Here is a 6,872-nt window from a genome sequence, read left to right on the forward strand (position 1 = left end):
TGTTCAAACTGGTGATCGCCGCATCAAAGACCTGGCGGCGGCTCAAAGGCACAAATCAGTTGCCGAAGGTCATCGCAGGTGTCAGATTCAACGACGGCATCGAGGTCATCCAAATGCCGGCAAACCATGCCGCCTGATCACCTCATCACCCAAAATCCCGCATAGCTCGGCGACGAACGCTTCGGCGGCGTAGCCAACGAGACGGCTTCGCTTGGGATCGTATGACGAAGTTGGCAGATGACTGGTTTCCTCAACCTCGTATCCTGCATCCCTGGCCCCAACAGCGCTTCGCCGTCACACACCCAAGGTAGGAGCCGGATGCCTTAATTGGGCCCGTCCGGATCTGTGCGGGTTGCGCCTTGCAAGCGCGTTGAAGTCTGCCGTCTGCGATGACGGCCGCGGCAAAGCCTAGCGAGCAGCCGCGAACCAAGTCTTGCGTGGCGTCCGGTAACGGCCGCTGCGAAGCGTAGACAGGGAGGTTGTAGGCCGGAATGAAGTGAACGGGAAAATAGCCCCGAAATCGATCGTGATCGGAGTAGCTGACCCTCTCCCGTAACGGGGAAGGCGGAACCAAAGACCGCGCGAACGCGAGCAGTCTAAAGTGCTCCCGGGGTTCGTACCGCCAGCATGCAACCAAAGGCGTTGACGTGAACAAGGGAGATCCATCCGGTTCAAGCGCACGCTTGTAGGACCTGCCAAGCCGAAGAGGTGAGAAGGGTCTGATGACCGGGTGGAAGTCATACTGACTGATAGTACTCCGAGGACGAGAGAGCCGGCCACACGGGGAAGCGGTCAGCGGTAGTTGAATTGTTCTTGGGCGACATGGGCTCCATGCAACGGGAGTTACGGCCTTCTATTCAAAGAGAAGATCAGCTGACCATGGAAACGAAACTTGAACAGATAGCAGTGAAAGCTCGAAGGGAGCCAAATCTCCGCTTCACCTCGCTGGCCCATCATATCACGCGCGACCGGGTGCTGGAGAATCTATCAAAGATTCCGAAGCGATCCGCCGCCGGGGTGGACGGTCAGACGGTGGAGGCGGCGAAGGAGAGCTTCGAGGGCTGGATAGAGCCGGTGCTCCAATCCATCCACCGCCAGGGATATCGCGCGCCTAACATTCGGCGGGTCTATATCCCCAAGCCTGGCAAGACGGAGAAGCGCCCCCTCGGGGTTCCAACTGTCGCCGACCGGGCGCTCCAACGCACCACGGCTGAGGTGCTGTCCGCCATCTACGAGCAGGACTTCTTACCCTGCTCGTTCGGCGGCAGGCCGGAGCTCAGCGCCCATCACGCCTTGGCGACCCTCAATGAGGTCATCGCCGGCGGCATGATCGGCTGGGTGCTGGAGGCGGATTTGAAGAACTTCTTCGGGAGTCTCAATCATGATTGGGTCCTCCGGTTTGTCGAACATCGAGTAGGCGATCCGCGCCTGATCAGCTTGATCCGGCGTTGGTTGAAAGCGGGCGTCTTGGAAGATGGAGCGGTTCATCCGAGCGAGCAGGGAACCTCGCAAGGTGGATCGATTAGCGTGCTGCTGAGCAACGTGTACCTTCATTACGTTCTCGACCTCTGGTTTGAACGCGTGGTGAGGGGCCGGTTGCGGGGCGAAGCCCGACTGGTACGCTACATCGATGACTTTGTGATCTGTTTCCAATATCGATCGGACGCCATCCGCGTACAGGATGCCTTGCGTCTACGGTTGGGGAAGTTCGGCCTCACTCTGGAGCCGACCAAGACCAAGTTGGTCGAGTTTGGTCGGTTCGCGCAAAGACACGCTGGCAAACGCGGCAGGAACCGCCCGGAAACTATCTACTTCCTGGGTCTGACGCTCTATTGCACGCGAAACCGAAAAGGTAACTTCAAGGTTGGGATGCGCACCGAGAAATCTCGGCTACGGCGCAGCCTTACGTCTCTGCAAGAGCTAATGCAGCGAATACGACATCAAACGATCAGTGAACAGGTCAGCGAAATCAACGCCGTCCTACGCGGCCACTATGCTTATTACGGCGTCGCTGGAAATCTCCGGAGCCTCGTAAAAGTCTATCGGGTCGTCGAGCGTTACTGGCGCAAGATGTTGTGCAGCCGCAGCTGGGCAGGCCGTCGTCGTCTCACTTGGGATGCCTTCAACCAAATCAAAGAGCGGACACCATTGCTGACACCAAAACTGCGCCTCCCATACGGGAAGCTGCAGGCGCTAGCAGTGCTGTGAACCAACCGCCGAAGAGCGTAGTGCGGTAAATCCGCACGCTACGTTCTGTGGGAACCGGAGGCGGGCGACCGCCTCCGGTGACCCGGTGGGCGCTCAGCAATGAGCGTCCCTACCGCGAACCTTTTTTGTCTGAGGTGGGCGCGGCGAGCTTCGGCCTGGTCAGCTCGGCGCCAGAGCGACCACGCGAGAACTCGGTCGATCGCGATGCGCCGTTGAGCGAGCTTGATAGCGATGCGACGGATTTCCGTAAGCGAAGCTTTACTCCCATTTGATTGATGGGTTTCCGCTCGGTTTGTGCTCTGCGATTCTTGGCTGTTCGGGCAGCAGCCAGGAGGAGACTGACGGCGATGGAACTATCGAGCGAGGAGGCCGAAGCTGACGGTTTTGCGGGGAAGCTTGCGCGCCGTACGCGTTCTCGAGGCCGGTTATGGTCTGCGGAGATCAAGGGGCGTGCTGTTTTAGAGAGCATGAAGCCTGGCGCCCGCGTATGTGAGGTCGCACGGCGTTATGGTGTCAAGGCCCAGCAGTTGACGACGTGGCGCAGATTGGCGCGTACTGGCCGGCTCGCATTGGTCACGGACGAAGCGGCGGATTTCGTGTCGATCGAGCTGAGCGATCCAGCGGCGTCAGGCAAGACCGAGGGGCTCGTCGAGATTACGATTGGCAAGGTTTCGGTTCGCCTGGACGCGGACGTGTCCGCGGTGCGGATCGCTGAGATCGTAGCTGCGATCGAGCGCGGCGCATGATCATTCCGGCGCAGGGACTGCGGATTGTGCTTGCTGTACGTCCTGTCGATTTCCGGTGCGGGCACGACGCGCTGGCCGGCCTCGTGCAGAACACGCTCGGGCTTGATCCGCATTCGGGCCTGATCGTGGTTTTTCGTTCGAAGCGGGCCGACCGGCTTAAGATTTTGCTATGGGACGGCACGGGCCTCGTTCTGGTCTACAAGCGCCTTGGCGATGGCGGCCATTTCGAATGGCCGCGGATCAGTGACGGCGTCATGCGTTTGACGCGGACGCAGTTCGAAGCGCTGTTTGACGGGCTGAACTGGAAGCGCGTGGGCGAACGGATCGTCCCGACGCCAGCTGCGGCGAACTGACTCAGGGCTGACGATTTGTTTCGCACGGCACCTTGGGATGATAGCTTGCGGATGTGCCACCGTCCGCGATTGATCCCGCCCGTCTTGCCGCGCTGCCCGCCGATTTGCGAGCGCTCTTCAGCGCGCAGGAAACGATGCTCGAAGCCGAGCGTCGTCGCGCTGATGACGAACGGACGGCACGCCTTCATGTCGAGAACAAACTAGCTGCGTCCAAACAGATCGTCGACCGTCTCGAACTGCTCGTGAAGGAGTACGAGCGCGCACGCTTCGGCAAACGCTCGGAGAAGTTCAATCCCGATCAGATGCAGCTGGTGCTCGAAGACATCGAGATCGCCATCGCCGAAGTCCAGGAGCGCCAGGACGATCGTGCGCGCCGCGCCGGCGCGGCACCGTCGGGTCGCCGGGCCAGCCGCGCCGCCCGCGCCTTTCCCGCGCACCTGCCGCGCATTGAGCAGGTGATCGAACCCGAGAACCTCGAGTGTCCCTGCGGCTGCGGCCAGATGGTCCGGATCGGCGAGGATCGCTCCAGACGCCTCGACGTGACGCCGGCCCAGTATCGCGTGGTCGAGGCGGTGCGACCGCGCTACGCCTGCGCGACAGGATGCGCCGGCGTGCGCCAGGCGCCGGCGCCCGCCCATCTGGTGGAGGGTGGCCTCCCCACCGAGGCGATGCTGGCGCAGGTGGCGGTCGCCAAGTTCAGCGAGCACATGCCGCTCTATCGTCAGTCCCAGGTTCTGGCCCGGCATGGCATCCTCATCGATCGCGCCGTTCTGGCGGATTGGATGGGAACGGTCGCCTTCCACCTCGCGCCGCTGGTCGAGCGCATGAGCGTCGTGATGAAGCAATCGGGCCGCTTGTTCATGGACGAGACCAGGGCGCCCGTGCTCGATCCGGGCCGGGGCCGAACCAAGACCGGCTATCTGTGGGCTGTCCTGCGCGACGATCGCGGCCACGGCGGCGCTGATCCACCAATCGTGGTCTACCACTACGCGCCAGGACGCAGTGGCAAACATGCCGAGCATATCCTCGACGGCTTCGACGGCACCGTTCAGGTCGATGGATACCAAGGCTATCACAGGCTCGCACGACCCGAGCGTCAAGGCGGCGCGCCGCTGCGGCTGGCCGCATGCTGGTCCCACTCCAGGCGCGAGATCATTGCCGCGACTCCGAAGGCCGGCTCACCCATCGCCGAAGCAGTCCTCGCGCGCATCGCCGCGCTCTATGCAATCGAGAAGGAGATCCGTGGCGCCGACGCCGCGGTCCGACAAAAGGCGCGCAACGAACGATCACGGCCGCTCGTCGTCGAACTGAAGAAGTTCCTGCGCGAGCAAGCCGCCCGCCTGTCGCCGGGCAGCGAGATGGGCAAGGCGATCGCCTATCTCCTGAACCATTGGGATGGGCTTACCTTGTTTCTCGACGACGGCCGCATCGAGCTGGGTAGAGTCGACGACTGGCGCGGTGGCTACAGGTTCCGAGGAGTTGCCGTTTGCCGGCAGCTTTCGCTGAGTGCCGGTGCCTCATTTCGGACCATGGCTCCGTTTCCAGTCGCCGCTCGTCAAACCGGGCGTGCGGATTTCCCGCACCCGGCTTTCTCTCGATCCGTCAAGCCTTCGCTCTCGGCATGTCGGCGCGCGCTCTGGGGAGGCGGTAGAGGCCAAGCGTTTCATGCAGGTACTCCTGCGAGTAACGCTTGAAGCCTCGCCCACGCGCCCCAGTGCGCTGAACCAACCAATGTCGCAGACGACGATCGACGTATTGCCGAATGAGGTTGTAAGTTTCCACCACTGGGCCTTGGTCGAAGTAGCCGCACCAACCGCGTAGGATGCGATTGATGACAGCGACAGTGTTCTCCGGTGTGTCCGGGTACCACTGACGTGTCGTGCGGTCATGGATCTGTTTGAGCAATCGTCGAATGGCTTTCTTGGAAGGCCTTGTGCCCAGAAAGGCTTGACCTCCCTTTCCATGGAAGCGCCCGATCGTGTACCCGAGGAATGTTACGCTATCCTCCGGGACCCGAGCGAGCCGCGTCTTGGTCTCGTTCACCTCCAACCCAAGCCTGTTCATTAGCGTCTGCATCCGCACCATTGCCGTCTCGGACGAGCCGGGGCGACAGCAGATCACGAAGTCATCCGCGTAATTCACGATATGCGCATCGAGTTGGTCTTGGTGTCCGTGTTTGCGCCAAGCCAGCAAGAACCGACGAAAGTAGAGATTCGCCAACAGCGGGCTCAGGGGTGAGCCCTGTGGAGTTCCTCTTTTCTTCGTACGGGACTCCGCCGTCCTCGTGGTTCGCCGACCGTCTCTCTCGATAACCGCGACTGTCAGCCAGTCTTTGATCATTGAGAGGAGCCGACCGTCGGCAATCCTGCGTGTGAGGCATTTCACCAGTGGTGCATGCGGAATCGAGGTGAAGTAATCCCTCAAATCCGCGTCGACGATCTCCGATCGTCGATGGTCTCTGATGTGCCAGAACACGCGGCGTACCGCCATCTTGGCGTCCAGTTTCGGGCGGAAGCCATACTGGTTGTCCAGCAGGTCCGCTTCGAAGATGGCGCCGATCACCAGCATCGCCGCCGTCATGACCGTCCGGTCTTTTACGGTTGGAATGCTAAGCGGTCGACGTCCGCCATTGCTCTTCAGTATCCATACTCTCAGCAGGGGCTGTGGTCGGTAGTTGCTCGACATCAGCTCCTCTCTGGCATTTTCCAGCCATCGCTCGCGTCCCTCGGTTTCGATCTGAGCAAATGTGACGTCATCTACCCCAGGAGCGCCCCGATTTCCACGGCAGCGCCTGTAGGCTTCTTCCAGCACATCCAATCTGCAGACTTTGTCCCAAAGAGAGTAGAATCGATAGTCCGGTTCAGCCTTAGCTTTCGCCTGCAGCGAGGTTTGAAGTTTCTGAACGGATATTTCCGGTGTTGCTAGGTTCATCACCAATCGCCGTGTTCTCAACTGTCGTTCTCGCATGGATCGAGTCAGGGTCCCTTTCCTCCGCCGGCGTTACCCGACATCACCGGTACTGCGAACCCATCCGCCATCTGCTACCGCCGACGCTGGCCCTCACGGGTTCGTCGTTGGATGTAGGCTTGTGCCCCCCACGGCGGCAGACTTCCCTTGTTGCTCACTGTCCATGTCCCGCGCGTGCTGCCATCACTACCCCGGTGGGACCTTGGGGTGCGTTTCTCGCTCGCTTCCCCCACGACATCGGCCTTCCCCGTTAGAATGGCGGGTCGGCTCCCACAACGACATTTCGAGGCCTGCTCAATGTTCACTCACGTTGCGGCCCGCGCGGACCGTCGACCCTCGAAAGGGCTCATTTTCGGAGTGCTTCAGGTCATTCGTCGCCTCCTGACCCGCCCCGAATACTTCCGGCTGGAGCGAGAGTTAGCCAGCCTGGGTTTCCACCAGGGAGAACAGTGCGCCTTGCAAGGCACACATACGGATGAGATGGACAAGCGCTTTCTTCATGGCCGAGACGAAGATTGCAAAGGTCGCCGTAAGTCCATTCTTTTGTTCGGTCGCGCTGCGGGCCATTCTTCCGTCCCGGCCACCGATCTCGCAGCCG

General features: G+C 61.0%; 6 protein-coding genes and 1 pseudogene. 5 read left to right on the forward strand and 2 right to left on the reverse strand.

Translation table 11 applies throughout. The features are described from left to right. The 5 genes and pseudogenes from ACZIRK_RS44215 to tnpC form a co-directional block, all read left to right on the forward strand. Nucleotides 1-137: pseudogene (locus ACZIRK_RS44215) on the forward strand (IS256 family transposase); the annotation flags it as partial. 742 nt (nt 138-879) lie between these two features. Next, nucleotides 880-2,208 carry a group II intron reverse transcriptase/maturase gene (ltrA, locus tag ACZIRK_RS44220; protein WP_165435643.1) on the forward strand — a complete coding sequence of 443 codons (1,329 nt, stop codon included), beginning with the start codon at nt 880-882 and terminating at the stop codon, nt 2,206-2,208. A 347-nt stretch (nt 2,209-2,555) separates the two neighbouring features. Then, the gene (tnpA, locus tag ACZIRK_RS44225; RefSeq protein ID WP_283813355.1) at nt 2,556-2,954 is read left to right on the forward strand and encodes an IS66-like element accessory protein TnpA; all 399 of its coding nucleotides are present in this window, start codon (nt 2,556-2,558) and stop codon (nt 2,952-2,954) included. Continuing rightward, nucleotides 2,951-3,307 (forward strand): IS66 family insertion sequence element accessory protein TnpB, encoded by a 357-nt coding sequence (tnpB, locus tag ACZIRK_RS44230; protein ID WP_130582868.1) that lies wholly within the window; start codon nt 2,951-2,953, stop codon nt 3,305-3,307. Before tnpA ends, tnpB begins: the two co-directional genes overlap by 4 nt. A gap of 104 nt (nt 3,308-3,411) precedes the next feature. Continuing rightward, entirely contained in the window at nt 3,412-5,001 is a 1,590-nt protein-coding gene (gene tnpC, locus ACZIRK_RS44235; RefSeq protein ID WP_474419732.1) for an IS66 family transposase, read from the forward strand. On the opposite strand, the gene ltrA (ACZIRK_RS44240) is transcribed toward tnpC, so the two are convergent. Together ltrA (ACZIRK_RS44240) and ACZIRK_RS44245 are read right to left on the reverse strand one after the other, a co-directional pair. Beyond that, entirely contained in the window at nt 4,910-6,238 is a 1,329-nt protein-coding gene (gene ltrA / locus ACZIRK_RS44240) for a group II intron reverse transcriptase/maturase (protein ID WP_245475230.1), read from the reverse strand. The genes tnpC and ltrA (ACZIRK_RS44240) overlap by 92 nt on opposite strands. 453 nt (nt 6,239-6,691) lie before the next feature. After that, on the reverse strand, nt 6,692-6,872 hold a 181-nt coding region (locus ACZIRK_RS44245), incomplete at its 5' end, for a hypothetical protein (protein WP_474419730.1).

It is taken from the genome of Bradyrhizobium sp. Leo114, from assembly GCF_055229415.2.

Bases quoted from the DNA above. Each gene is read 5' to 3' on its own strand.
- ltrA (WP_165435643.1), top strand. From the start codon at position 880: ATGGAAACGAAACTTGAACAGATAGCAGTGAAAGCTCGAAGGGAGCCA.
- tnpB (WP_130582868.1), top strand. From the start codon at position 2,951: ATGATCATTCCGGCGCAGGGACTGCGGATTGTGCTTGCTGTACGTCCT.
- tnpA (WP_283813355.1), top strand. From the start codon at position 2,556: ATGGAACTATCGAGCGAGGAGGCCGAAGCTGACGGTTTTGCGGGGAAG.
- ltrA (WP_245475230.1), bottom strand. From the start codon at position 6,238: ATGAACCTAGCAACACCGGAAATATCCGTTCAGAAACTTCAAACCTCG.